22 protein-coding genes are annotated in these 24,946 nt (G+C 68.9%); 9 read left to right on the forward strand and 13 right to left on the reverse strand.

The genetic code is table 11. The features are described from left to right. Window positions 1-114: 114 nt before the first annotated feature. Window positions 115-3,591, reverse strand: a complete 3,477-nt coding sequence (gene addA, locus ACS5Q7_RS08720; protein ID WP_478338925.1) for a double-strand break repair helicase AddA — start codon at window positions 3,589-3,591, stop codon at window positions 115-117. Between the two features lie 158 nt (window positions 3,592-3,749). Between addA and minC (ACS5Q7_RS08725) the strand changes: the two genes are divergently transcribed. After that, the gene (gene minC, locus ACS5Q7_RS08725) at window positions 3,750-4,466 is read left to right on the forward strand and encodes a septum site-determining protein MinC (protein WP_478338926.1); all 717 of its coding nucleotides are present in this window, start codon (window positions 3,750-3,752) and stop codon (window positions 4,464-4,466) included. A gap of 15 nt (window positions 4,467-4,481) precedes the next feature. Here minC (ACS5Q7_RS08725) and ACS5Q7_RS08730 read toward each other — a convergent pair whose 3' ends face one another. The 3 genes from ACS5Q7_RS08730 to ACS5Q7_RS08740 form a co-directional block, all read right to left on the reverse strand. Then, window positions 4,482-5,405, reverse strand: coding sequence for a hypothetical protein (locus ACS5Q7_RS08730; protein WP_478338927.1), 924 nt, complete (start codon window positions 5,403-5,405; stop codon window positions 4,482-4,484). A gap of 441 nt (window positions 5,406-5,846) precedes the next feature. After that, window positions 5,847-7,577, reverse strand: a complete 1,731-nt coding sequence (locus ACS5Q7_RS08735) for a bifunctional protein-serine/threonine kinase/phosphatase (protein WP_478338928.1) — start codon at window positions 7,575-7,577, stop codon at window positions 5,847-5,849. 57 nt (window positions 7,578-7,634) lie between these two features. Next, the gene (locus tag ACS5Q7_RS08740) at window positions 7,635-8,480 is read right to left on the reverse strand and encodes a formate/nitrite transporter family protein (RefSeq protein WP_478338929.1); all 846 of its coding nucleotides are present in this window, start codon (window positions 8,478-8,480) and stop codon (window positions 7,635-7,637) included. Between the two features lie 322 nt (window positions 8,481-8,802). On the opposite strand from ACS5Q7_RS08740, the gene minC (ACS5Q7_RS08745) reads away from it, so the two are divergent. The 3 genes from minC (ACS5Q7_RS08745) to minE are packed head-to-tail and all read left to right on the forward strand — an operon-like array spanning window position 8,803 to window position 10,677. After that, complete coding sequence (minC, locus tag ACS5Q7_RS08745; RefSeq protein ID WP_478338930.1) at window positions 8,803-9,531, forward strand: septum site-determining protein MinC; 729 nt, start codon at window positions 8,803-8,805, stop codon at window positions 9,529-9,531. 13 nt (window positions 9,532-9,544) lie between these two features. Next, window positions 9,545-10,360, forward strand: a complete 816-nt coding sequence (gene minD / locus ACS5Q7_RS08750; protein WP_478338931.1) for a septum site-determining protein MinD — start codon at window positions 9,545-9,547, stop codon at window positions 10,358-10,360. Further along, window positions 10,357-10,677 (forward strand): cell division topological specificity factor MinE, encoded by a 321-nt coding sequence (gene minE, locus ACS5Q7_RS08755; RefSeq protein WP_478338932.1) that lies wholly within the window; start codon window positions 10,357-10,359, stop codon window positions 10,675-10,677. The genes minD and minE overlap by 4 nt, the downstream gene beginning before the upstream one ends. Before the next feature lie 35 nt (window positions 10,678-10,712). On the opposite strand, the gene ACS5Q7_RS08760 is transcribed toward minE, so the two are convergent. Together ACS5Q7_RS08760 and ACS5Q7_RS08765 are read right to left on the reverse strand one after the other, a co-directional pair. Then, window positions 10,713-12,125: a cytochrome P450 gene (locus ACS5Q7_RS08760; protein WP_478338933.1), complete on the reverse strand. Its 1,413-nt coding sequence runs from the start codon at window positions 12,123-12,125 to the stop codon at window positions 10,713-10,715. 49 nt (window positions 12,126-12,174) lie between these two features. Beyond that, window positions 12,175-14,820 carry an ABC transporter transmembrane domain-containing protein gene (locus ACS5Q7_RS08765; protein WP_478338934.1) on the reverse strand — a complete coding sequence of 882 codons (2,646 nt, stop codon included), beginning with the start codon at window positions 14,818-14,820 and terminating at the stop codon, window positions 12,175-12,177. 261 nt (window positions 14,821-15,081) lie between these two features. On the opposite strand from ACS5Q7_RS08765, the gene typA reads away from it, so the two are divergent. Beyond that, window positions 15,082-16,899 (forward strand): translational GTPase TypA, encoded by a 1,818-nt coding sequence (gene typA, locus ACS5Q7_RS08770; protein WP_478338935.1) that lies wholly within the window; start codon window positions 15,082-15,084, stop codon window positions 16,897-16,899. A 44-nt stretch (window positions 16,900-16,943) separates the two neighbouring features. Here typA and ACS5Q7_RS08775 read toward each other — a convergent pair whose 3' ends face one another. The 4 genes from ACS5Q7_RS08775 to cysK form a co-directional block, all read right to left on the reverse strand. Continuing rightward, window positions 16,944-17,084 (reverse strand): hypothetical protein, encoded by a 141-nt coding sequence (locus ACS5Q7_RS08775; RefSeq protein ID WP_478338936.1) that lies wholly within the window; start codon window positions 17,082-17,084, stop codon window positions 16,944-16,946. Further along, window positions 17,077-17,391: a hypothetical protein gene (locus ACS5Q7_RS08780; protein ID WP_478338937.1), complete on the reverse strand. Its 315-nt coding sequence runs from the start codon at window positions 17,389-17,391 to the stop codon at window positions 17,077-17,079. The genes ACS5Q7_RS08775 and ACS5Q7_RS08780 overlap by 8 nt, the downstream gene beginning before the upstream one ends. Next, the gene (locus tag ACS5Q7_RS08785) at window positions 17,391-17,708 is read right to left on the reverse strand and encodes a hypothetical protein (protein WP_478338938.1); all 318 of its coding nucleotides are present in this window, start codon (window positions 17,706-17,708) and stop codon (window positions 17,391-17,393) included. Before ACS5Q7_RS08785 ends, ACS5Q7_RS08780 begins: the two co-directional genes overlap by 1 nt. A 95-nt stretch (window positions 17,709-17,803) precedes the next feature. Continuing rightward, window positions 17,804-18,778 carry a cysteine synthase A gene (gene cysK, locus ACS5Q7_RS08790; RefSeq protein WP_478338939.1) on the reverse strand — a complete coding sequence of 325 codons (975 nt, stop codon included), beginning with the start codon at window positions 18,776-18,778 and terminating at the stop codon, window positions 17,804-17,806. 235 nt (window positions 18,779-19,013) lie between these two features. Between cysK and ACS5Q7_RS08795 the strand changes: the two genes are divergently transcribed. Next, a complete protein-coding gene (locus ACS5Q7_RS08795) occupies window positions 19,014-19,952 on the forward strand; it encodes a TAXI family TRAP transporter solute-binding subunit (RefSeq protein WP_478338940.1) in 939 nt (312 codons plus the stop codon). Here the strand turns inward: ACS5Q7_RS08795 and ACS5Q7_RS08800 are convergent. After that, window positions 19,949-20,488 carry a GcrA family cell cycle regulator gene (locus tag ACS5Q7_RS08800; RefSeq protein WP_478338941.1) on the reverse strand — a complete coding sequence of 180 codons (540 nt, stop codon included), beginning with the start codon at window positions 20,486-20,488 and terminating at the stop codon, window positions 19,949-19,951. The two genes, ACS5Q7_RS08795 and ACS5Q7_RS08800, sit on opposite strands and share 4 nt — an antisense overlap. Window positions 20,489-20,829: 341 nt before the next feature. On the opposite strand from ACS5Q7_RS08800, the gene ACS5Q7_RS08805 reads away from it, so the two are divergent. After that, window positions 20,830-22,020 (forward strand): patatin-like phospholipase family protein, encoded by a 1,191-nt coding sequence (locus tag ACS5Q7_RS08805; protein WP_478338942.1) that lies wholly within the window; start codon window positions 20,830-20,832, stop codon window positions 22,018-22,020. Window positions 22,021-22,044: 24 nt separating this feature from the next. Here the strand turns inward: ACS5Q7_RS08805 and ACS5Q7_RS08810 are convergent, their stop codons facing one another. Beyond that, window positions 22,045-22,173, reverse strand: coding sequence for a TFIIS helical bundle-like domain containing protein (locus ACS5Q7_RS08810; protein ID WP_478338943.1), 129 nt, complete (start codon window positions 22,171-22,173; stop codon window positions 22,045-22,047). Window positions 22,174-22,287: 114 nt separating this feature from the next. Here ACS5Q7_RS08810 and ACS5Q7_RS08815 point away from each other — a divergent pair, with 114 nt between their 5' ends. Then, the gene (locus tag ACS5Q7_RS08815; protein WP_478338944.1) at window positions 22,288-22,902 is read left to right on the forward strand and encodes an NAD(P)H-dependent oxidoreductase; all 615 of its coding nucleotides are present in this window, start codon (window positions 22,288-22,290) and stop codon (window positions 22,900-22,902) included. Between the two features lie 2 nt (window positions 22,903-22,904). Beyond that, window positions 22,905-24,086, forward strand: coding sequence for a lytic murein transglycosylase (locus ACS5Q7_RS08820; RefSeq protein ID WP_478338974.1), 1,182 nt, complete (start codon window positions 22,905-22,907; stop codon window positions 24,084-24,086). On the opposite strand, the gene ACS5Q7_RS08825 is transcribed toward ACS5Q7_RS08820, so the two are convergent. Then, on the reverse strand, window positions 24,083-24,760 hold the full coding sequence (locus ACS5Q7_RS08825) for a metallophosphoesterase family protein (protein WP_478338945.1): 678 nt from the start codon (window positions 24,758-24,760) through the stop codon (window positions 24,083-24,085). The two genes, ACS5Q7_RS08820 and ACS5Q7_RS08825, sit on opposite strands and share 4 nt — an antisense overlap. Window positions 24,761-24,946: the final 186 nt, after the last annotated feature.

Genomic DNA, 24,946 nt, shown 5'->3' on the forward strand with positions numbered 1-24,946 from the left:
GAACGGTCGAGGCAGAATTGGCGACGGGCATCCGGGCGGTCAAGGAGCGCGGCGCGGGACGCATGACGGCGGGGCATTTCATTCATGCCCGAATCGATTGCGTCCACGGTTTTCTCAGCCCGCGATCCCCACCCGCGCCAGCGCGGCCTCGACGGTGGCGTCGTCCAGCTCGCGGATAACCGGGCCGGAGGTCCAGACCAGCATCGGCAGGATGCGCTTGCCCGGATAGATCCGCGCGAGCAGCCGGGCGTAGAGGGCGATTTGGCTCGCCTCCATCTCGGGGAGGGGGGCGTCCTCGGCGGGCGGGCGGCCGGTCTTGAAGTCGGCGAGCGTCACCGTGTCGTCGGTGACGGCGAGGCGGTCGACGCGGCCCGTCACCGGGCGCTCCACCCCGCCGACGTTGACGCGGCCGGACAGGCTCACCTCCGCGCGGGCGTCGTCCGTGAAGAGCGGCGCGAGGGCGGGATCCTCGATCAGGCGCATCACCGCCCCGAGGATGCCGCGCAGGGCTGGCTCGCCGAGGCCCGGCGCGCGCGATTGCAGATAGGCGAACCCGGCCTTGCGCCGTGTCGCCGGCTCCACGCGCGGCAGGTGCTGCAACAGGGCGTGGACGAGGAGACCCCGGCGGCGGGCATTGGCATCGGCGAGGCGCGGAGGGGGCAGGCGCGCCCCGTCGGCGGCATCGAGCATGCCGGAGGGATGCAGCGGCGCCTCCGCGACGGCCTCCGCCTCGACGCGGCGGCGCAGCCACGCCGGAGCATCGGGTCGGTCCTCGCGGGTGCGGGGTGCGGGCACCTCGCCCCTGGCCGTGGTGCCGTCGCGCCAGAGCGTCGCCGGGCCGTAGGACAGTTCGACGGACTCGCCCTCGCCGAGGCCGGCTTCCATCCCGGCGCGGATCATCCGGCACCATGCGGCGTCCGTCTCGCGGATCTTGCCCCGGAAGGGGGCGACGATCAGCCGGTCGGCGGCGCGGGTCATGGCGACGTAGAGCAGGCGGTTGTGCTCCTGTCGCGACCGCGCAAAGAGGGCGGCGCGGACCTGTTCCGTCGCCGCGCAATCCTGCGACTTGCCGGCCCAGACCGGCGGCAGCACCGCGTCGCGCCCGAGCATCGGCAGCAGCGGCGGTTCCTTCCCGGCGAAGGCCTCGCAGCCGTCGAGGATGACGACGACCGGCGCTTCCAGCCCCTTCGAGCCGTGCACGGTCATCACGCGCACCTCGTCGCGGCCCGATTCCAGATCGCGCTTCACCGTGTGCCCGGCCTCGGTGCCGACATAGCGCGCCAGGAACCCACCGAGCGACGGCGCCTCGTCGCTGCCCTCGGATTGCGCCGCCGCCGCGAGGAACACGTCGATGGCGTCCCCCGCCTCGCCGCCGAGCCGCGCCACGAGCTTCGCCCGTCCCTCCATCGGGCCAAGCAGCCGCGCGTAGAAGCCGAACGGCCCCAACGCGCCGGCGAGGCCGATCCAGGTATTCAGCGCGTCCCGCGCGGTGATCGCAGCGGCGTCGCCCGCCTCCGCGTGGCGGGTGAGGGCGTCCTGCAGCGTCTCGGATTCGTCCCGGCCGGAGGCGAGGCGCACCAGATCCTCGTCGGTCAGGCCCACGAGGGGCGTCTTCAGGGCGGTCGCGAGGGTCAGGTCGTCGGCGGGCAGCAGCCCGGCGCGGCCGATGGCGACGAGGTCCATCACCGCGATATGGGCCGAGACCTCCAGCCGGTCCTGCCCGGCGACCGGGACGCCGAGGCCCTTCAGGGCGCGGATCACCTCCTCGAAGGCGGGGCCGCGCTTGCGCACGAGGATCAGGATGTCGCCCGGCCGCCAGATCCGGCCGGTGGCGTCGCCGTCGCGGGTCCAGGCTTGAACGGCCAAGGCCACCCGCCGCGCGACCCGCAGGGCCGGGGCGCCGGGATCGGGCTTATCGACCGGGGCGGTCCAGGCGCTCACCTCGTCGGTGGCCTCCGGCTCGGCGATGTCCCACATCTCCACGGAGCCCGCCGCCTGGGGGCGGGCGCTCGCGTGGATGGGCGCGCGGATGTCCTCCTCGGACAGGCCGTCATTGTGCGCGTCGATGGCGAAGACCGCGTCCACCGCCTTCAGCACCATCGTCGTGGAGCGGAAGGACAGGGTGAGGGGCACGTCCGCGAAGTCGATGTTCGCCGCGCGCGATTCGGTGATCCAGGCCTTGCGCGTCACCGCGAATTCGCGCGGGTCGGCGCCCTGGAAGCCGTAGATCGACTGCTTCGGATCGCCCACCGCGAAGCGGGTCCGATGGTCCTCCCGCGCGCCGGCCCCGGCGGCGAATTCCTGGGTGAGGGTGCGCAGGATCGCCCATTGCTCGGGGTTCGTGTCCTGCGCCTCGTCCACGAGGACGTGGTCGATGCCCTTGTCCAGCTTGTAGAGCACCCAGCCCGCGCCGACCCGCGACAGCAGATCGAGGGCGCGGCGGATCAGGTCGTCGAAGTCGAGGGCGCCAAGACGGGCCTTCTGGCCCTCCACCCGGCGGTGGATCTCGGCGGCGAGGGTGAACAGCGCCTCCGTCCGCGCATGGGCGCGGGCGGCGCGTAAGCGGTCGAACAGGGGGACGAGGCGGTCCCGCTCCTCGATCAGCGCGAGCTTCACCGGCTCGGGGACGGATTTGGTGCCGAGGCTCTTGTCGGCCTTCGGCTCGTCCTTCTGCGTGAAGAAGATCGCCTTGTAGAGCTCGACCGCCTCGGCCCGGTCGGGGCGGCTCAGCGCGGCGTGGGCCTCCATGACCGTCTCGGCCAGGGTGGCGTCGCTGGCCTTGCCTGTCTGGAGGGCGGCGGCGATGGCGGTGAGGTCGTCGAGCCCGTCTTCGAGGATCGCGGCCTCGATCCGCTCGGCACTCTCCCCGGCGGAGAGGCCGAGTTCGCCGCGCAGGCGGGCGAAGGCGCCGTCGAGGCCGTTGCGGCTGGCCATCAGGGCATGGGCGCGCACCGCCGCGCGCACTGCATCGTGCAGGGCCTCCCCCGTCGCCTCGGCGGTGACGCGGGCCAGCGCCGCACCTAATGGGCTCTCGCCGGCCTGGGTCGCGTCGGCGAGGACGTTCGCCGTCTCCAGGGCGAACATCTCCTGCGCCTGCGTCTCGTCCAGCACCACGAAGCGGGCCGGCACATTCGCCTCGAAGGGGAACATGTGCAGCAGCCGCTCGCACAGCGCGTGCAGGGTTTCGATCTTCAGGCCGCCCGGCGTCTCCACCGCGCGGGCGAACAGGCGGCGCGCCATGCGCAGGCGCTCGGCCGTGGGCCGTTCGCCGGTCAGTTCGATGAGTTCGTCCGCGAGGGCGGAATCGTCCAGCGTCACCCAGCGGCCGAGGCGCTGGAACACGCGGATCGCCATGTTGGCGGCGGCGGCCTTGGTGAAGGTGAGGCAGAGGATGCGGCCGGGGGGCGCCCCGTCGAGGAGCAGGCGGACGACCCGGTCGGTCAGCACCTTGGTCTTGCCCGCGCCGGCATTGGCCGAGACCCAGGCCGAGGCACGCGGATCGGCCGCCCGGCGCTGGTTCTCGCGGGTCAGCGGATCGACGACGATCGTCCGGGCAGTGTCTGGCAGGGTCCGTCCCGCTGGGGAATCCAAGGTGTCCGTCCGCGCGATCCTCGTGGGAACCGACTTGTACACGAGGTGTTCGCCTCGCGCGCCATCTCGGTGACGCACCGGGATTGCGGAGGCGCCTGAGCCGCCGCATGGATGGGCGAGGGCGTTCGCCTGCAAAACCACCCGATCCGCCGGTGACGATGACCAATTCCAACGAGGCCCGTCCGCCGATCCGCTTCCGCGGCCGCTCCTTCATGGCGACCGTGCTGGCGCCCGTGCCGCCGGTCTCGGATTGGTTCGCGGATCTCGACGCCCTCTGTCGCCGCGCCCCAGCCTTCTTCGCCGGACGCCCGACCATCCTCGATCTCACCGGCCTGTCACTTACGCGGGAGGATCTCGACGGGCTCGTGGCGGACCTCACCGCGCGCAACATCCCCGTCCACGGCATCGAGGGCGCGCCGCCCGGTATGCTCGGCCCCGGCCTGCCGCCCTCGCTCTCGGGCGGCCGCCCCTCGGGGGAGGTGGAGGTGGCGACGTCCGATGCCCCCGCGCCGGAGCCCGCCGCCCGCGTGATGCCGGCCCGGTCGCTCATCCTCGACAGTCCCGTCCGCTCCGGCCAGACGATCCTGCATCTCGATGGCGACGTCACGGTGCTCGGCGCCGTCGCCTCCGGCTCGGAGGTGATCGCCGGGGGGTCGATCCATGTCTACGGCGCCCTGCGCGGCCGGGCGGTGGCGGGCGCCTCGGGCAACCCTTCCGCGCGGATCTGGTGCCGCCGGTTCGAGCCGGAACTCGTCGCCATCGACGGCCTGTACAAGGCCGCCGACGATCTCGATCCCGCCTTCCGCAACCAGCCGGTGGAGGTGCGGCTGGTCGAGGATTCGCTGAGGCTGTCGCTGTTCGACCAATCCCGATAGGTGGCTTGACGCCGATCAGGGCTTGGATTCGGCCTCGAGCTTCGGCGCCGCCTTGGCCTCGGCTTCCGCCTTCAGCTTGGCCTCGACCTCCGCGCGAATGCGGGCTTCCATCTCGGCGCGCGCCTTGGCGTCGGCTTCGGCCTTGCTCTTCGCCTCCGCCTCGGCGCGCATCTTGGTCTCGATGTCGGCGCGCATCTTCGCCTCGAGGTCGGCTTTTGCCTGGGCCTCGGCCGCCGCCTTCTTGGCGGCCTCACGCTCGGCGGAGCGCTTGTCGGCCGCGGCGACATACTCCTCCGGCCCGAGATCCACGTAGGACTTCAACTCCGTGTCGAAGGTGGCGGCATCGCCCGCGTCCTTCGGGCAATCCGGCGTCCCACCCGGCTTCTTGATCTCGTCCTGAATCGCCCCGTCGATCGCCGCGAATTCGGTGCGCAGGGTGGCCACCTTGGCATCGACCGCAGCCCGCTGCGGGGCGGTGGTGCTCACCGCGCAGCTCGCGGCGGTCTTCTGCAGGATGAGGCCCATGAAGTAGGCCTGGAGCCGGATCTGGTTCGGCTTCTCGGCCGGTGCCGCCGACGCCTGCGGCGCGGGCGACGCGGCGGCATTGCAGCGCTTCAGGCTGTCATAGGCGTCGGCGAAACCGGGAATGGCGAAATCGGCCGCGCCGTCATCGAACTTGAGGACGATCTGCTTCCCCTTAACCAGCTTCGGGAGAACGCTGTCCGGCAGTTGCGACCACAGGAGAGTGGCCTCTCCGGTCCAGCCCTGCTTGGGGAAGATCACCTGCTTGTCGATGGAGAAGGACGCCTTCACGGCCTCGTCCTTGTCCCAGGTCCAGTTCGCGTAGCCGAGGACGAGGTTGACCTTTCCCTCATCCAGCGAAAGAACGATCGCGTTCTCCGCGTTGTTGTCGTCCTTGTCGCGATAGGAATAAGACATCTGGCACGGATCGCGGCCTGCCTGACCGAGATTCCGCTCGATCTCCCAGCCGCGAACGTTTTCGAAAAGCTTGCGTTCACCGCCCCAGGCAGGCGCACTCGATCCCCCGCACACGAAAGCCAGAGTGATCGCGGCGAGGAGGGGGCGCTTGCTCATGACGTGTTTCCTGAAGCCGGTTCGGAAATTCGGTTGATCCCGTGCCGGAGATGTTCGTTCAAGCTGATTTCACGAGAGGCGAACAGCTTCCAGGTCACGATATCGAGACGATATCTGCCGTTAAACTGAATTGCCGTGCCGGCGCGGTTAATCCCGTCGGTCGGGATCGCTAGATCCGGCCTGGTGCATCGATCTAGACGAAGGCGTCAGCCGTGTCTGGAAAAATTGATGCAAAGACAGGGAGCTAGGGCAGAGGCGCATGAACGGAGTGAGTGCGTCACTGCACTAGCGGACCAGCAGCGCCATCAGCACGATCACCGTCACGCCCAGGACCAGTGACAGGCCGCGCCAGAACAGCAGCGGGTCGCGCTCGATCAGCGGCACGCCGCGCGTCTCGGTGAAGGCCGGGTTCGGGTGGCGCAGGTCGTGGACGAACTCGGACAGGACCTCGTAGCGGCGCTGTGGGTCGGGATGCGTCGCCCGGCGTAGCGCGCCATCGACCCAGGCCGGCAGCAGGGGCCGGGCGTGGCGCGCCGAGACGTAGCGCAGGCGTTTCTGCTTCCCGGCTGTGCGGGCGCGGGCGGCCTCGCCGCCATAGGGCAGGCGGCCGGTGAGCATCTGGTAGGCAAGGATGCCCAGCGCGAAGATGTCCGAGCCCGGCGAGGGTGGGTAGCCCAGGAAGCATTCCGGCGCGGTGTATTGGATGGCCCCCTGCGGCAGGGCGTCGTCCGTCCGGCCACCGTCCTCCACGAGGCCGGCGACGCGGGTCGCGCCGAAATCGATGATCTGCACCGTGCCGGCAGCGTCGATCAGCACGTTCTCCGGCCGGAGGTCGCCGTGGACCATTTCCCGGCGGTGGAAAGCCTGGAGGCCCCGCGCGATCTGCTCCACGATCCCGCGCACGCTCTCCAGATCGGGCTCGCTCCGGTCGGCCATCCACTGGGCGAGGGTGCGGCCCTCGACGTAGCGCATCACCGTGTAGAGGTGGCCGCGCGGCGTGCTGCCCTCATGCGCCTTGAGGACATGCGGGCTGTCGATCCGTCGGGCGATCCACTCCTCCATCATGAAGTGGCGCAGGTAGTCGCGGTCGCCCCGCAGGTCGTGGCCGGGCACCTTCAAGGCGACGCGTTCGCCGGTCTCGCGGTCGGTGGCGAGGTAGACATGGCCGCGCCCGCCGGCATGGAGCCGCCGGAGGATGTCGTAGCCCTCGAACCGTGTCGGCGGGTCGAGGAGGGGAGCGGGCGGCAGGTCGCCGACTTCGCCCAAAACCTCGCCGGGCTCTCCGTCGGGCAGGCTGTCGACCCGAACGATCAGTGCCGTCAGATTGTCGCCGCTGCCTGCTTCGTAGGCAGCGTCCACGATCCGGCGGGCCGCACCTTGGAGATCGTCGCCCGAGGCGTTCACCGCATCGGCGATGTCGCGCCCGCGCAGATACTCGTGCACGCCATCGGTCGTGAGGATGAAGATGTCGCCCGCCTGCACCGGCACCGTGGCGCAGTCGATCTCGACATGGGCGTCGGCTCCGAGCGCCCGCCCGAGATAGCTTTCCTGCGAGGAGATCACGACCCGGTGGTCTTCGGTGATCTGCTCAAGGGAGCAGCCGGCGAGGCGGCAGAGGCGACTGTCGCCGCAGTGGAAGACGTGGGCGGTCCGCGAGCGCAGGACGAGGGCGGTGAGCGTTGTCACGCAGCCCCGGTCGGAATCGCCGGGGGCCGTCGCCCGGCGGGTCTCGGCGTGGAGCCAGGAATTGGTGGCCGCCAGCACGCGCTTGGCGGCGTTGCGCACGGCCCAGGACTCGGGGGTGGCGTAATAGTCGGACAGGAAGCTCTTGACGGCGGTTTCGCTGGCCACCGCGCCCAGCGCGCTGCTGCTGATGCCGTCCGCGACGAGCGCCGCGATGCCCTTGAGCCTCAGGGCTGGCCCTTCCGGCACGAGGGCGCCGTGGAAGTCCTGGTTCTCGTCCTTGCGACCGCGCTCGCTGTGCTGGCCGATCGTGACCGTCAGTGTCCGCGCCATCGCCCGACCGTGAGGGGCGCCCCGGATCGTGCCCGGGGCGCCGTTTGCCGATAACCCTTACGCGGCGAGGCGGCGGACGCCCTCGGCGGAAGCCGGGAGCGGACGCTTCGGCGCCGTGCGCACATGGGTCGAGTAGAGGGTCAGGCCGGTGAAGGCGAGGCCGCCCACGAGGTTGCCGAGCACGGTCGGGATCTCGTTCCAGATGAAGTAGTCCATGATGGAGAACTTCGCGCCGAGCATCAGGCCCGACGGGAACAGAAACATGTTCACCACCGAGTGCTCGAAGGTCATGAAGAAGAACAGCATGATCGGCATCCACATGGCGATCACCTTGCCGCTGACATGGGTCGAGATCATCGCGCCGACGACGCCGGTCGAGACCATCCAGTTGCAGAGCATCCCGCGCAGAAACAGCGTCATCCAGCCGCCGAGGCCGTGGGCGGCGTAGCCCAGCGTGCGCTTCTCGCCGATGTTCGCGATGAACTCGGCGGTCTTATCGGGCGGGCTGGTGAAGCCGTAGGTGAAGACGCAGGCCATCATGAAGGCCACGGTGAGCGCGCCGAGGAAGTTGCCCACGAAGACGAGACCCCAGTTGCGCAGCACGCCGCCGACGGTGACACCCGGGCGCTTGTCGAGGAGGGCCAGCGGCGCCAGCACGAACACGCCGGTCAGAAGGTCGAAGCCGAGCAGGTAGAGCATGCAGAAGCCGACCGGGAACAGGGCCGCGCCGACGATCGGCTGGCCGGTCTGCTGGGTGATCGTCACCGCGAACACGGCGGCCAGCGCCAGGATCGCGCCGGCCATGTAGGCGCGGATGATGGTGTCGCGCGTCGACATGAAGACCTTCGCCTCACCGGCATCGACCATCTTCACCGCGAATTCTGAGGGGGCCAGATAAGCCATCGTGTCTCCTGTTAGATCTCGTGCGATCGACGGCGCTTCGGGTTCCAATCGACGTTGACGGAATGTCCGAGCGACGGCCGGACCGGCCATCTCCTGCCGTGATCGCCAGGCGCCACGCGCCACAAAGCAAGAGACGAGCCCTTTTCCGGCACGGAATGCCGCAGCCAATACCTGTCGCGCTCATGCAACAGGGAGTGGCGCAAGGCGCTGCCGGGCCACGATCCAAGGATCCCGGCAAAATTTGCCGGGAGGATCACAAACTTAACCCTTCGGTAACCATACCCGCCGTCAATGGTCTGGTAAGGACTGTTAACGGGCGGCCATGAGCGAAGCTTCACCAGAGCCGATCATTAATGAGCCCGCCGCCTCAGAGCCGCGGGTGACCCTCCGGCCGCTCAGCTTCCGCGGCCGGGTCTTCAAGGCCCTGGCGCTGACGCCGGAGCCCCCGGTCGGAGATTGGCTCGCCAGCCTCGACCTCGCCCTGAAACGGTCGCCGACCCTGCTGACGGGCCGGGCCCTGATCCTCGACCTCGCGGAGCTGAAGCCGTCCCTGGACGATCTCCAGGGCCTGCTCGACGAGTTGCGCGGTCGCGACATCCGCGTCCTCGGCATCGAGGGGTCTGCCCAAGCGGGCGAGGGACTGCCGCCGATCCTGATGCAGGGGCGCCCCGGCGCCACCATCGAGGTGCCGTCGGTGCCCGCCGAGCCCGAGCCGCTGCTCGTCACCTCGATCACCGTCGAGGGGTCGATCCGCTCCGGGCAGAGCATCGTCAACCCGACCGGGGACGTGACCGTGATGGGCCACGTCTCCTCCGGAGCCGAGGTCCTCGCGGGCGGCTCCATTCACGTTTACGGCGCCCTGCGGGGGCGCGCCATCGCCGGCGCCGCCCGCAATCCCCGCGCCCGAATCTACTGCCGCAAGTTCGAGCCCGAGCTGCTGGGGATCGACCGCCTCGTGCGGACTGCGGAAGACATGGGATCGGCCCTGCGCGGCAAGGCCGCCCAGGTCTGGCTCGATGGCGGCACCATGAAACTGGCTAAGCTGGATTAAGGGAGAACGACGCGTGGCAAAGGTTCTCGTCGTCACATCGGGCAAGGGCGGCGTCGGCAAGACGACGACCACCGCTGCCCTCGGAGCGGCCCTCGCGCAGGGTGGCCAGAGCGTGTGCGTCGTCGATTTCGACGTCGGCCTGCGCAACCTCGACCTGATCATGGGCGCCGAGCGCCGGGTGGTCTACGACCTGATCAACGTGGTCAACGGCGACGCCAAGCTGCCGCAGGCACTGATCAAGGACAAGCGGGTCGAGACCCTGCACCTGCTGCCGGCCTCGCAGACCCGCGACAAGGACGCCCTGACCGATGCGGGCGTCGCCCGGGTCATGGAAGAACTGCGCGACAAGTTCGATTGGGTGATCTGCGATTCCCCGGCCGGCATCGAGCGCGGCGCCCAGCTCGCCATGCACCATGCCGACATCGCCGTCGTCGTGACCAACCCCGAGGTCTCCTCGGTGCGCGACTCCGACCGGATCATCGGCCTGCTCGACTCCAAGACCGCCAAGGCCGAGCGTGGCGAGGAGATGGACAAGCACCTGATCCTCACCCGCTACGACCCGACCCGCGCCGACCGGGGCGACATGCTGAAGACCGAGGACGTGCTGGAGATCCTCTCGATCCCGCTGCTCGCGATCATCCCGGAGAGCCAGGAAGTGCTCCGCGCCTCCAACGTCGGCTGCCCGGTGACGCTGAACAACCCCCTCTGTGCCCCGGCCCGCGCCTACGCCGACGCGGCCAAGCGGCTCAAGGGCGAAGACGTGCCGATGGTGCTCCCCACCGAGCGCAAGTCCTTCCTCGACAAGCTGTTCATGCGGAGGGCAGCATGAGCATCCTCGGGATCTTCCAGAAGCGCACTTCGAGCGCGGTCGCGCGCGACCGCCTTCAGCTGATCCTCGCCCACGAGCGCAACGAATCCGGCAGGCCGGACCTCGTGATCCAGCTCCGCGAGGAGATCCTGGCGGTGATCGCCAACCACGTCGCGGTGGAGCCCGACAAGGTGAAGGTCACCCTGGAGCGCGGCGCCGGCGTCTCGACGCTGGGCCTCGACATCGAGCTGCCGCTCGGTGCCTCGGCGAAGCTCGACGCGAAGCTCGCGAACAAGCTGGCCGAAGTCGCCAAGCAGAGCACGAAGAAGGCGGCGTAAGCCTCCGCGCCCCTTCCCCTCGCGGGGGAGGGGCGTCAATCGCGCGAATGCAGCCTGAAGGCCCCTGGGTTTTCGGGCTGCGTCGTCACGACGGCCGCCGGCAGGATCGGAGCGTCATCGACCTTCTCGATGCGGAAGGCGGCGCAGAGCCGAGCCAGCGCGAGCACGGCCTCGCTCAAGGCGAATTGCGCCCCGATGCAGACGCGCGGTCCCGCGCCGAAGGGCAGGTAGCTAAATCGCGCCGGGGCCGGGCGGCCGGGCATGAAGCGGTCCGGATCGAACGCGTCCGGGTCGTCCCAGAGCCTGCGGTGCCGGTGCAGCACCCAGGGGCTGACGATCACGATATCGCCCTTGCGGATCGGATGGCCCGCCGCCTCGTCCGCGGCGAGCGCGCGCCGCACCACCACGAAGGCCGCCGGGTACAGCCGAAGCGTCTCGTCGATCACCGCCCTGGTGAACGGCAGCCGTCCGTCCGTCTGGCAGCCGGTCGGGTCGGTGAGGTCGGCGGCACGTGCCTCGGCCGCGACACGCTCCTGCACCTCCGGGAACAGCGCCAGCATGTAGCTTGCCCAGAACAGCGTGCCCGCCGTCGTCTCGTGGCCCGCGAGGATCATGGTCGCGACCTGATCGCGCAGCTCGCGGAGGGTGAAGGGCTCGCCCGTCTCGGGATTGCGCGCGGCGACGAGGAGATCGAGGAGGTCGCCCCGGTGGTTCGCGGCCTCGGCGGCCCGGGCCGCGATGATCGAATCGAGGAAGGGGATCCACCGCCGCCGGAACCGGGCACGGGGCCAGCCGAGAGGAGTCGGCCAGCCCGGCGGCATCAGCACGTCGAGGACATGCGGGCGGCCGATCCGCTTGCTGTACTCGGTGATGAAGGCACGCAGCGCCGGCCCCTGCCGGTCCATGCCGACCGAGAACATGGAGCGCCCGGCGATGTCCAGGGCGAGGCTGTGGAAGGCGCCGAAGAGGTCGATGGGCCCTTCCGCCGCCTTCGGGCGCAGGGCCTCGATCCCTCCGATCACCGCCCGGTCGATATGCGGCACGAGGCCATCGATGGCGCGGGGGGTGAAAGCGGGGGCAAGCGTCCGGCGCTGGTGGCGCCACGCGGCGCCCTCGCTGATGAGGAGCCCGTCGCCGAGGATCGGACGCAGGATCCGCGTGGTCCCGACCGTGCGCGCGTAGTTCGCCTGATTCTCCACGAGCACGCGGCGGATCGCGTCAGGATCGCTCAGGATGAGGCTCGACCGGCCCATCAACCCGCGGCGGGTCACCAGCTCCTCGAAGGCCGCCTTGGGAAAGCCGAGGAGGCCGTTGTCGCGGATCGAGCGGAGATAGGCCGGCAGCGACAGGTCGCGCGCGGGCGGCTCGCGGTGCGGCGGTACCATCCGCGTCGCACGCGCGGCGGCCTCGCGGCCATTCGGGGCGGCTTCCGTCGGGATCGTGTCCATCACGGGCGCGGTGATGGCCGAGGCGGCGGCGAGAGTAAACGGCTACGGGTCATTCGGCCGCGCTCCGCATCGGCTCGTCCGCCGGTTCGACGCGCAGGGTTTGCGGGAAGCGGGAAGCCTCGGCCTCGCTCGACACGGAGGCGATCAGGCTGCCGTCGGGAACGATATCGGCCACCACCTGGAGCAGCGTTTCGGCGCCGCCTTCGAGATGGTCGGAGGCGCGGTCCACCACGAGGATTTCCGGCTGGCGCAGCAGGGCGCGGGTCAGGCCAATGCGCACCCGTACCCGCTCCGGGAGAAGGACGCCGCGATTGCCGACCTGCTTCTCGAGGCCCCGGCGGCGGATCCCGTTTTCCAGATCGAACTCACGAAAGGCGGCCAGCACCTCGCGCTGAATGATCTCCTCGCCGTGCATCCGCGCCATGTCGATGCGGCCGAACAGAACGTTGTCGAGCACGCTCGCCCGAGGGTTGATGCGGGTGGGGTCGTAGGTCTCGATGTCGCAGCCCTCCACGCTGTCCATGGAATTCTGGACGATGCTGCGCGCGCCCACGATCCGCGTCTTCAGGGCGGAGTCGAGGAGGCCGAAGCGCATGCGCGGTTCGATGTAGGCGAGGGCGAGGGCCAGGAACGCCTCGCTGTCGTTCTCGTCGAGGCGCCCCGTGGCGGCGAGGCGGGTGAGGCGAGCCTCGTAATCCGGCACCATCTCCGGCGTGATCAGCGAGAAGCGCCGGAACAGCGGATGGCCGGGCGGCACGTCCTTGAAGATCTCGCTCAGGTTCTTCGCGATCTCGACACCCATCTGGTCGAGATCGTCGAGCAGGCGCGCCTGGGTCAGAGCCGCGCGGAACGGCGGCGCCGCCGCGAGGCGCAGGGGTTCGGTGAGGGCGAGGTCGCGCGGCACACCGAAGAGCAGGTTCTCCGCCAGCGTCGCCTGATCGTTGTAGGCGCCGCGCGAGAACGGGATGACCAGCCCCGCCAGCCCCTGCCGACTGAAGTGCTCGCGCAGATGCTCGCGGGCACCGATGAAACGCTGGCCCACCGCCGAATCGTGGGTCACGGAACTGAGCGCGCCGAGCCCGTAGCGGTAGAGGTCGTCGCCAAGGCCCAAGCGGGTGAGGATGTCGACCAAGCGTGCATCGAGGCCATCCTCGCCCGCGACCCCGAGGGCATCGTAGTCGATCCACGGATCGTGGATGCTGTCGAGGGGATTGCCGGTCTGGAGCGCCTCGCGAATCCGCTGCTTCGTGAAGTCGAGCCGGCGGCTGGCGAGGGGGCGGACCCGTAGCCCGTAGAGCAGGTTGTCACGGATCGAGCCCGGGAATAGCACCGGCGTTACTCCGGCGAAGGCGACGCGGGCGGAGAAGATCGAACGCGGCAGGGTCGCGAGGTCGTAGGGGCCGACCCTGACCGTTCCACCGCGCGCGACTTGCAACCCCGCCAGCACCATTGCGAATTCCTGCGCGACGGGGCCAGGGGGCATCAGGGCGACGCGGGCGGGCAGGGCCAACTCGAGATTGCCGACCTCGACGGATGCGTTCCCGCCCGGATCGCGCAGGGTGAGAGCGTCCGTCGTCAGCGGCGTTCCGAGCCTGAGGGTCGGGCCATCGTCGTCCTGATAGGGCGTCAGCCGGTCGGGTCCGAAATGGGCGGCGACCGTCTCGTATTTCACCTCCACGTCGAGGCGCTGCTGATCCCAGTCGATCAGCTCCTTCAGGGGAGGGGGCAGGTCGCGATAGGCTGCGAGGACGGCGACCAACTGGCCGATGTCGAGTTCGCCCCTCAGGGCGAAAACCCCGCCGATCGCGTAGAACAGGAACGGGGTGATCTGCGCGATGAGGTTGTTGAGGTACTTCACGGCAAACTTGCGCCGGTAGATCCGCAGGCGCAGGTCGTAGAGCGCATAGAGCCGACCGCCGATCTCGGCCCGTTCCCAGCGTCCGGTGTTGTTCAGCACCACGGCCGGCAGCCCATCCAGCACCTCCGCCACGCGGCCCGCGAAGGCGCGGGAGGCGATCTGCCGCTTCCGGCTCAGCACGATGATCTGGCGTCGCAGCCGGGGTATCACCGTCATCTGCACGCCGACCATCCCGCCGGCCACGAGGCCGAGCCAGACGTTCTGCATCAGGATGAAGGCGAGCGCCGTGAGCGCCTGGGTGCCGAGTTGGGCCGGCACCACGATCGCATCGCCGATGAAGGACCCGATCGGCTCGACCTCGTCGCGGATGATCGTCGCGGTCTCGGAGGATTTGACCTCGCTCTGCGCCTCGGGGGTGAAGCGCAGCATCAGGGCGAAGAGCTGGAACCGCAGCCGCCGCAGCATCCGCTCGCCGAGGATTCCCTTCTGCAGGTTGATCCAGAACTTGAAGGCTCCGTTCACGATCACGAGGCCGAGGAACAGGAGCGACAGGCCGAGCAGCAATTCCAGCCGGTCGACTTGGAAGCCGTCGAACACCTCCGTCCGCCCGCCGCCGAGAAAGGCGGGCCAATCGATCTTGATTTCGAGGAAGGAGGCCGTCGTCTCGCCATGGGAGAAGGCGCGGCCGGTGATGGCATCGTTGACGATGCGCTTGGGCAGATCGAGCGAGGCGAAATAGAACGGCAGGGACGCCAGTACGACGACACAGATCGTGATCTGGTCCCGCTTGGAATGGCGCCAGATATAGGAAAACAGCCGCGGCTCGAGCTCGCGCATGACGTCCTTTTCGCCGGTGGTCAGCGCCACGCCCAACGCGGTCGGCGACGCGCCCTATCTATATCGTATCTCCCGCGCGTCGCGTCCCGAACCGCACTTCGCCCCGTGAAAACCCACGCGTTTGGCCGCGTGGGCTTGCCGGAAGCGGTGCGTCTCTCTATTGCAGCGCAACCGCCACATACCTGCCCATGGCCCGGTGCGGACGACCTGACGTCGTCCGATGTTCCGTCACAGCCTGGGCCACCGAGCGTGAACCCGGCCATGGATCTGCGCAACATTGCCATCATTGCCCACGTCGACCACGGGAAAACCACCCTGGTCGACAAGCTGCTGCAGCAGTCCGGGACCTTCCGCGAGAATCAGCGCGTCGAGGAACGCGCGATGGATTCGAACGACCTCGAAAAGGAACGCGGCATCACCATCCTGGCCAAGGCGACCTCTGTCGTCTGGAAGGACACCCGCATCAACGTGGTGGACACGCCCGGCCACGCCGATTTCGGCGGCGAGGTGGAGCGCATCCTCTCGATGGTCGACGGCGTGATCGTGCTGGTCGACGCCGCCGAGGGGCCGATGCCGCAGACCAAGTTCGTGGTCGGCAAGGCCCTGAAGATCGGCCTTCGCCCCATCGTGGCGGTGAACAAGGTCGACCGGCCGGATGCCCGCATCAATGAGGTCGTGAATGAGGTGTTCGACCTCTTCGCCGCCCTCGACGCCACCGACGAGCAGCTCGACTTCCCGATCCTGTACGGGTCCGGCCGCAACGGCTGGATGGGCCTCTCGCCGGAGGCCGATCCCGAGGAAGGGCTCGCCCCGCTGTTCGACCTCGTGCTGAAGCATGTGCCGCCGGCCAGGACCGAGCCCGGCCCGTTCCGGATGCTCGGCACCCTGCTCGAGGCCAACCCGTTCCTCGGCCGCATCATCACCGGGCGGATCGCCTCCGGCACGGTGAAGCCGAATCAGTCGATCAAGGTTCTCGACCGCGAGGGCAAGGTCGTGGAAACCGGCCGCGTCTCGAAGATCCTGGCCTTCCGTGGCCTGGAGCGTGCGCCCATCGACGTGGGCGAGGCGGGCGACATCGTCTCCATCGCCGGCCTCATGAAGGGCACGGTGGCCGACACCTTCTGCGATCCGTCGGTGAACGAGCCGATCCAGGCCCAGCCGATCGACCCGCCGACCGTCACCATGTCGTTCATCGTGAACGATTCGCCCCTCGCCGGCACCGAGGGCGACAAGGTGACGAGCCGCATGATCCGCGACCGCCTATTCAAGGAGGCCGAGGGCAACGTCACGCTGAAGATCGAGGAAGCCGCCGACAAGGATTCGTTCTACGTCTCCGGTCGCGGTGAGCTGCAGCTCGCCATCCTCATCGAGACCATGCGCCGCGAAGGCTTCGAGATCGCCGTGTCGCGTCCCCGCGTCGTGTTCGAGAAGGACGAGAACGGCGAGCTGCTCGAGCCGGTCGAGGAGGTCGTCATCGACGTCGACGAGGAGCATTCCGGCGTCGTCGTGCAGAAGATGTCCGAGCGGAAGGCCGAGATGATCGAGATGCGGCCGTCTGGCGGTGATCGCCTGCGCCTGGTCTTCCACGCTCCGACCCGTGGCCTCATCGGCTACCAGGGCGAGCTGATGACCGACACGCGCGGCACGGCGATCATGAACCGCCTGTTCAAGGCCTATGAGCCCTTCAAGGGGGAGATCCCCGGCCGCCGCAACGGCGTGCTGATCTCGAACGACAAGGGTGAGGCCGTGGCCTACGCCATGTGGAACCTCGAGGATCGCGGCCCGATGATGATCGAGCCTGGCGCGAAGGTCTACCAGGGCATGATCGTCGGCGAGCACAACCGCGAGAACGATCTCGAGGTGAACGTGCTCAAGGGCAAGAAGCTCACCAACATCCGCACGACCTCGAAGGACGAGGCAGTGCGCCTGACTCCGCCGATCCGCATGACGCTGGAAAAGTCGCTCGCCTGGGTTCAGGACGACGAGCTGATGGAAGTCACGCCGAAGTCCATCCGCCTGCGCAAGACGGTTCTCGATCCGAACGACCGCAAGCGCGCCGAGCGCTCGAAGGAAGCCTAAGTGCCAAAAACCCCCGGAGAGCCAAGCGCTCCGGGGGTTTTTTATCAGCTGCCGCCGGGGTCGGTCTCGCCCTTCTGGCCCTTCGGGCCTTCGCCCGGCTTGCCGTCGGTCTTCTCGTTCGGGTCTTTTACCGCGTCAGGCGCGGTGTTCTTCGGGCCGTCCTCGGATGTCCCGCGCTCATTCATCGCCGACCCTCCGTTCCGCTCGGGAATGGCCGCCAGCCACCTTCTCGCCGGCCTCGGGGCCGCGTGACGCCTTCTGGTCGGAATGCCCGCCGGACGAGCCGCCGATGGCGGGCGGAGAGGCACCGGCGGCACCGCCGCGCAAGTCCTGCTTCCGATCCGTGTCGTCCTTGCCGCCGCTGCCCATTCCGGTGATGGCGGCCTGCTGCGCGGTCTGATGGCCGCCGCCCGCAGGAGGCGACCCGGATGAGCCGACCTGATCGTCGGGCTTGCGGGTGACGGTGGCGGAATCGCTGGTCTCGCGTGGCATCAGCGCTTCCCGTCGTCCTGGCCAACCGAGGCGGTCGCCCGGTCGATGGCCTCCGACGTGGAGGACGTCTCACCGCGCAGACGGCGCAGGTTTTCCGGCGGGGTTTCGGCCTCGGTGGCGTCGGTGGCGTCCTCGCCGGGCATGCCCGAGGCGATGCGGGCGGTTTCGGCCTCGCCCGACGGATCGCTCTTCAGATCGGCCTGCGTCTTTTGCGGCAGGCCCACGTCCAACGCCGAATCCTGGCCGAGATCCTGACCGTTGCGGTCAGCGGTGGCGTTGAAGTCCTTGAGCGATGGCCGCTGATTGTCGTCCGCCATGGTGGCCTCTTGCGTGTCCCAATCTCTGCGGGACAACGGGGCCGGCGGGTGATCGTTGCGGCCCGGCGCATCACACCGGGCCGCAGAGGGGCGGACTAGCCGATGCCGTCGAACAGGGCCGACGAGATGTAGCGTTCGGCGAAGGAGCAGGCGATCGTCACGATCCGCTTGCCCTGGAATTCAGGCCGCTTGGCCAGTTCGAGGGCAGCGGCGACGTTGCCGCCGGTCGAGATGCCGCCGGGAATGCCCTCCAGCTTGGCGAGCGCCCGCGCGGTTTCGAACGCGGTGTCGTTCGAGACCTTGAGCACGCCGTCGAGCACGTCGGTGTGCAGGTTCTCGGGGATGAAGCCCGCGCCGATGCCCTGGATCTTGTGCGGGCCGGGCTGCCCGCCGGAGATGACCGGCGAATCCACCGGCTCCACGGCGAAGACCTTCAGATCGGGCAGGCGGGGCTTCAGCACCTCGGACACTCCGGTGATCGTGCCGCCGGTGCCGACGCCGGCCACGAAGGCGTCGAGCTTGCCGTTGGTGTCGGCCCAGATTTCCTCGGCCGTGGTCCGGCGGTGAATGTCCGGGTTGGCCGGGTTCGAGAATTGCTGCGGCATCACCGCGCCGGGGATCTCGCGCAGGAGTTCCTCGGCCTTGGCGATGGCGCCCTTCATGCCCTGCGGGCCGGGGGTGAGGGCGAGTTCGGCGCCAAGGAAGGCCAGCATCTTCCGGCGCTCCAGGGACATCGTCTCCGGCATCACGAGGATCAGCCGATACCCGCGCGCCGCCGCCGTGAAGGCCAGCGCGATGCCGGTGTTGCCGGAGGTCGGCTCCACCAGCGTGCCGCCGGGCTGAAGCTTGCCCGAGGCTTCGAGCGCGTCGATCATGTTGACGCCGATGCGGTCCTTGACGCTCGCGATCGGGTTGAAGAATTCGAGCTTGAGCAGAATTTCGGCGTCGACGCCGTGCTCCTTGGGGAGGCGGTTCAGCTTCACGAGCGGCGTGTTGCCGATGGTCTCGGTGATCGAACCGTATATGCGACCGTGGCCGACCTTGGCCGGCGCGTTGAGGGAATCGGCCATCGCGTGCTTCCTGTCTGCGTTCCTACCGATGTCGGATGCGAAAGCCCCATGCCAAGGGGTGGGGAGCTTTCGCATCCGCGCCGAGGCCTGCGATAGACGCTCGCTCCGGCCGGAGCAATCTCCGTAAGTGCCTTGTCTGCCAAATCATTTTATCTTGGCCCCGGATGAACGGCCTCGTTGGAAGAAACTGTTTTGCAGGCCTGTCGAACGTAGAAGATCCTTCCTGAGAGAGCCGATGATCCGTCCGACTCGCCGAAGCAGCCTCGCCATCCTCGCGGCCCTTGCCGCGTTTCCGGCGCGCGCCGAAAGCTTGCGTGTCACCCTCGCCACGGCCACGCCCGGCGGAGGCTTCCCGGCGTTCGGAGAGGCCTTCGCCGCATCGATCCACGCGATGGAGCCCGACATCGTGATCGAGACCCAGCCAAGCGGCGGCTCGGCTGAAAACCTCGCGCTATTGAGACGCGGTGCGGTCGATCTTACGCTGGTTCAGGGCGCCTATGCCTATCCGGCCCTCGACAAGGCCGATGGCCTCAGTGTCCTGGCGCCGATGTATGCGACACCGGGTCTGTTCGTGGTGCGGGCCGATAGCCCCGTCCGCACGGTGGCCGACCTGCGGGGCAGGGCGGTGGCGCTCGGTACGCGCAATTCCGGCCTGACGGTGATGGGACGGGCGGTGCTCGCGGCCTCGGGCCTCGATCCCGAGCGTGACATCAATCCCGTCCTCCTCGACCATGCCGGCGATGGGCCTGCCATGGTGCGGGATGGGCGAGTTGCGGCCCTCTGGGGTGGCGGGATCGGGTGGCCGGGCTTCGTAGCGGTCGCCAAGGAGCCGGGTGGCGCCCGGTTCATTGGCCCGCCCGAGGAGGCGATGGCTGTACTGGTCGCGCGGGATCCGGCGTTGCGGCGCCTCACTGTCCCGGCCGGCAGTTTTGCCGGGCAGGACGCTCCCGTCGCGACGGTCGGCTCGTGGAGCTTCATCCTCGCCCGGCCGGGATTCCCGCCCGAGGACGCCTACCGGATCGTCAGTGCCCTTGCGAAGGCGAACAACGAGATGCGCTCCCGTCATCCGCAGGGCGGCGAAAGCGATCCGCGCGGGCTCGCTGGCATCGTCCCGCCGGCCGCCCTCAATGCGGGGACGCGCCGCTACCTCGCCGAAGCGAGAGAGGCGCGCTAGCGGAAGCCGGCCGCGCGGCGGTCGCGCTTGCGCTCGGTCGCCGGTTGGTAAGCGATCTCGGCGTGGTGCGTGCAATAGGGCAAGCCGGTGATCGACCGGGCGCCGCAGAAGCGGAATTCCGGGGTGGTCGGATCACCCAGAGGCCACCGGCACATCGACTCGCGCAGGTCCATGATCGTGACCCGCTGGGATACGGCGATGGCGGCGGTGTCCGGTGTGGAGGCGGCGATGGGCGTCGGCGTCGCGGCCTGCGGGAATTCCGGGGCGGGCCGATGCGAGATGACCAGCGCCGGCTCCGGCGCAGCGGCCACGTTGGCCGGCTTCTCCGCTTCCGTGGGCTTGATCGCGACGATGGGCGTGTCCTCGCCGGCTTTGACCCGTCCGGACAGACCGAGGCGGTGGACCTTTCCGATGACGGCGTTGCGCGTGACCCCGCCAAGCTGCGCCGCGATCTTGCTGGCGCTCTGGCCGTCCTCCCACAGGCGGCGGAGCAGCGCGACGCGCTCTTCCGTCCAACTCAGGCCCGCTTCCATCATCCCCCTCCGACCCCTCGCCCAGCGGCGCACGCGACGCGACCGAACCGGCCAGCGGAAGCCGGGCCAGTGCGACACCGTGTCTCTCCGAGCCGTTCCCTAGACCCTACAGCGCCGTTCGCGGCCGTTGCAAGGGTCGCGAGCCCACGCGGATCGGCCGCCCTCCGGCCTGTCCACCGACAAGACTCGGGTCGCAGCAGCCTCCGAGGCAATCGTGTCCGCACTGCAACATTGGTCGGATAAGCCAAACTTGGCCTTTGCGCCGGGAACGCGGAACGGCCAAGCTCGTTCCAATGTCGAAACTGCGTCGCTTTCGGGCGAGCCGGCCGGTCGGGAAGAGGACGATGGTTGAGGTTCGGACCGGGCTGCGGATTGCCGTCGCCCTCGGCTTGGCTGCGCAGGTGGCGGCATGCGGCTCCATGCCGCGTACGGCCTACACGGCCCAGCAGGCAGCGGACGCGACGGTGCCGGGCATCCCCGATGCCCGCGTCTTCGCGGATGCCTCCTTCGAGACCATCGCGCGGCTCGCGGCCGATCCGCAGCGGCGCCAGAGCCAGTTCACCTACCTCGCCCTCTCGGGCGGCGGCGGTGACGGCGCTTACGGTGCGGGCGTCCTGAACGGCTGGACGGCCTCCGGCACGCGGCCCGAATTCAATCTGGTATCCGGCGTCTCGACGGGCGCGCTCATCGCGCCCTTCGCGTTCCTCGGCTCGGCCTACGATTCCTATCTCACCGAATTCTACACCAGCGGCGTCGCCGAAACCCTGGTCGCGCAACCGAGCATCACCAGCGTGCTGTTCGGGTCGGGCCTGTTCGGGGATGGGAAATTGCGCGACCTGATCGGCCGCTATGTCACGCCGGATCTGCTCGATGCCATCGCTGCCGAGCACGCCAAGGGCCGTCGCCTGCTCGTCGTGACCACCAATCTCGACTCGCAGCGCGCCGTCATCTGGAACATGGGCGCCATCGCCGCGAGCAACGTGCCGAACCGCGTGGATCTGTTCCGCGATGTGCTCGCTGCCTCGGCCAGCGTCCCGGCGGTGTTCCCGCCGCAATTCATCGATGTGAGCGCGGGACCGACCCAGTTCCAGGAGATGCATGTCGATGGGTCGGTGGTGACGCCGGTCTTCACCCTGCCGCAGAGCCTGCTGCTGCGCGACGGCAAGCTGCCCACCACGGGCAAGGGCCAGATCTATGTGGTGATCAACGGCCGCCTCGAACCCGATTTCGAGGTAACGCAGGACAACACCCTGGCCATCGTCGGCCGGTCCTTCACCACCGCGAGCCGGGCGCGGTCGCGCGCGGCACTCGCCGCGACCTACGCCCTGGCTCGCGCCAACAACATCAACTTCAACTTGACCTACGTCGACGAAACCGGGCCGAAGGCTCCCCCGGCGCAGGGTTTCAGCACCGCGTACATGCGCGCGCTGTATCAGGACGGCTTCGAGAAGGCCCGCACCAGGAACCTCTGGGAGCACACCGTGCCCGCCGCACCCATCGTGAAGGCGCAGATCGCGCAGACTGTGAACCGGTAAGGAGCCCGGCGCGGGGAACCGGACCTATTTCCGCAGGATCTTCGTGACGAGACGGCCGATGGGCGAGGCCGAACTCGCGTTGCGGTCGTCGCGGACAACCGGCCGGTCTTCGTTGCCGAGGAGCTTGGTGACGATTCGTCCGATAAGGCTCATGCGCGGGTCCTCTCGCCTCGTGCGCCAAAACGGCGCAGCTTGCTTTTCAACGGGCGACGGGGCCGCCTCGTTCCGAAGCGCGCCTCCATTGCCGCCCCGAAGGGCAACCGCCTGATGCAGGTTCTGGTCCTGGACGGGCACCCCGATGCCGGGCGTTTGGTGAGCCGTCTTCTCGACCGCTACGTGGGCGAGTGTCAGGGCGCTCGCGTGGAGCGGGTGGCGCTTCGCGACCTCGCCTTCGCGCCGGATCTGCGCCGGGGCTACGCCGAGGATCAGGCCTGGGAGCCGGATCTGGCGCGGGTCGCCGGGCTTCTCGCGGCGTGCGACCATCTCGTGATCGCCTTTCCCCTCTGGTGGGGAGGCGAGCCGGCCCTGGTGAAGGGCCTCATCGACCGTCTGCTGTTGCCGGGCTTCGCCTTCCGCTACCATCGGGACGATCCCTTCTGGGATCGGCTCATGGTCGGTCGCTCGGCCGACCTGATCGTGACCATGGACACGCCACCCTGGTATCTCCGCCTCGTCTACGGCGATCCGGTCGTGCGACGCTGGCGGCGCCAGATCCTCGGCTTCTGCGGCTTTCATCCTGTCCGCGTCCTTCGTCTCGGCCCGACCCGGCAGGGCGGAACCGCGAGGCGGCTCAAGGTCTGGGAGGCGCGGGTCGCGAAGCTCGCACGCACGGCGCAAGGGTTGAGGCGCGGACGCAAACGAGACGCATCGAGGTTGCCGTGAGACTGCCCACGACCCTGTTCGCGACGCTCGCCCTTCTGGGATCGGCACATGCCGAACCCTGCATCGAGGCGCTGGTCGGGCCGGCGGTGGAAGCGGGGGTGCCGCGCGACCTCGCGCAAGCACAGCTCGGCACGCTCACGCCGGATCCCGAGGTGCTGGCGGCCACGCAGAACCAGGCGGAGTTCACGCGGCCGGTCTGGGCCTATGTCGAGGCCTCGGTGACGCCGGAGAAGATCGCCGAGGGCCAGCGCAAGCTCCAGCAATATTCGGCTGCCTTCGATGCCATCGATGCCCGCTACGGCGTCGATCGCTACACGCTGGTGGCCTTTTGGGGCGTGGAATCGAGCTATGGCGCCGTGCTCGACGATCCCACCATCGTCCGCCCGGCCATCCGCTCGCTCGCGACGCTCGCCTGCGGTGATCCGGGGCGGCCGGATTACTGGAAGGCCGAACTGATCGCCGCCCTGAAGATCCTCGCGTCCGGTGACGCGAAGCCTGAGCGGCTGACCGGCTCCTGGGCCGGGGCGCTCGGCAACACCCAATTCATGCCGAGCGTTTTCCTGTCACGGGCAGTGGATTTCGACGGCGATGGACGGCGCGACATCTGGGGCTCGGTGCCGGATTCCCTCGCCTCGACGGCGAATTATCTGATCGCGGAGGGCTGGAAGCCCGGGGACCGTTGGGGCGGCGAAGCCGTCCTGCCGCCGGGCTTCAACCTCGCCCTGGCCGACGAGACCACGACGCACACCCTCGCGGAATGGCGCGAACTCGGGGTTCGCCCGGTGCGAAGCGATGGGCTGAAGGACGAGAACACAGCGACCCTGTTCCTGCCCGCAGGGGCGCGGGGGCCTGCCTTCCTGCTGCTGCCGAACTTCGCGGTGATCCTGCGCTACAACACGTCCTTCTCCTACGCTCTGACCGTGGCGCATCTGTCCGACCGCCTGCGCGGTCAGCCGGGTTTCGAACGCGATTGGCCGCGCGACGACAGGATGCTCGGCGCGGACGAGCGCCGCGACCTTCAAACTCTGCTCGCGCAACAGGGCCATCCGGTCGGTGCCGTCGACGGAAAGATCGGTCCACGCACGCGGGCCGCGCTCCGCGCGTTCCAATCCGCCGCCGGTCTTCCGCCTGACGGCTACGCCGACGCGGCGATGCTCGGCAGCCTTCGCGCCGCGAAGCGCTAGGTCCCGAGGCTGACCTGGATGAAGGTCCCGGCCGGTCCCGCCGCATCCGTGAAGACGCCGGCCGTGAGCGCGCCGCCATAGACGGCGCCCGTGTCGAGATTGGTGCGATAGCGCAGCCGCTCGGGGCGCCCGTTCCGTTGCGGCGTATGCCCGTGGACGACGTGGCGGCCGAAATCATGCTGGAGATCGAGGAAGGATTCTCGGATCCAAAGCCGGTCGTGGTCGTCGCTGTCCTGGGCCGGGATGCCGGGTCGCAATCCGGCGTGCACGTACCAGTGCTTGGCATCGGAATGGAGCGTGGGCAGGCCCTCGATCCAATCCAGGATGGGGCTGGGCAGATCGGCCACCTCCCGCGCACCGAAAGAATCGAGGGTGGCCTCGCCTCCGTTGGCGATCCAATGCAGGGCGGATTCCTCGGTGATCAGCGAGTCGAGCAGCATTCGCTCGTGGTTGCCCATCAGGCAGGTGACATGGTCCGGCTCCGACCATTGCAGACGGCTGATCGTGCGCAGCACCGCCGCCGAATCCGGACCCCGGTCGATGTAATCGCCGAGGAAGACGATCCGCCTCTCGCGCCCGTTCGCGTGGGCCTCGATGCGATCGAGCAACGCGTCGAGGAGATCGCTACACCCGTGGATGTCGCCAATGGCGTACGTCAGTACCGAGGATTGCATGAGCCGTTGTCCCCGGCCGGCCGATGCGGTGCAAGATGGGGGAAGCTGTTCCTCTTCCGGCATCCTGAACACGATCTTGTCACCCCCTTCGCGGGCGACGTGCCGGAGTAAGGTATTGGCCGTGGCGACCGTCCCGGTCGAAGCCGAGGTCACGGCCCGTGCCCCAGACCGCCCGCAGGGATGGCG

This window comes from Methylobacterium sp. Gmos3 (assembly GCF_056430985.1).